The organism is Duganella flavida (assembly GCF_009857445.1).
Classification (GTDB): Bacteria; Pseudomonadota; Gammaproteobacteria; order Burkholderiales; family Burkholderiaceae_D; genus Rugamonas; species Rugamonas flavida.
This window is the reverse complement of the sequence record NZ_WWCN01000051.1, coordinates 1-868: the sequence shown is the minus strand read 5'-3', so window position 1 is coordinate 868 and position 868 is coordinate 1. Positions and strand designations below refer to the sequence as shown.

Here is an 868-nt window from a genome sequence, read left to right as displayed (position 1 = left end):
GGTCACCCATTAGCCGGCCACTGTCAACAGTACGAATTTCTCCCTCGCGCTACTCTGCGATCTCTTGCATTATTTAGCCATCGTATCCGTTCAGCAGGCGTAAAGGTCGTTCCCTATGCCTCATAGCTGGTTGCGTGAATCGCACCAGTCACCCATCTGGATCAAGCAAAATTTCACTTCACAGTTTCGCCCTGGCGGCTTGGCCGCCCCAGAAGCATCTCGGTACCGTCGTGCGTCCAAATGGAAACAATTCTATGGCTGCCGCTATCTAACGGCTCCAAACCCTCGTGGCTCGCAATCCGGACGACTCACATCCTTGAGAACTCAATACGATGGCAGACGGCGCGGTGTCCAATCAATCCGCTGGCTCAGACTCCAACCCATTCGCTGGCTCGCCGGCCGTTGCCAAGCTTAGGAAAAGCAGCGTTCGACTGAAAACTGCTCTCCCGTCTTCAAGATATGGAAACAGGCACGCGCTAATTTATGTGCCACTGCCTTAAGCGCAACGACGCCGTTGCGCTTTGCTTTCTTGCGTTGATAAAACTTGCGCGCTGGCTCGCAAAAACGAATCGCAAAATTTGCGGCCTCGACATATGCCCAGGCCAGAAAGCGATTGCCGTTTTTGGTATTGCCTTCGCCTTTCTTCTTGCCATTGGAAATGTGAGTGCTACCGACACAGCGGCAATACGACGCGTAGTTTCCTGCGCCAGAAAATCTGGCAATGTCTCCTGTTTCAAGCAGGATCACTGTCGCCAAGATTGGGCCAATGCCTGACACCGTGTTAAGCAGACGGTAGCCCGGCGCTGATCGGCAGTAATTCGACAGTGATTTCTCGATTAAATCGATCTGTGCCTGCAAGGCCCGAATA

General features: G+C 53.0%; 1 protein-coding gene. It reads right to left on the bottom strand.

What is annotated here, in order from left to right:
- Positions 1-411 precede the first annotated feature (411 nt).
- On the bottom strand, positions 412-868 hold a 457-nt coding region (locus tag GTP46_RS29130; protein WP_161010117.1), incomplete at its 5' end, for a transposase.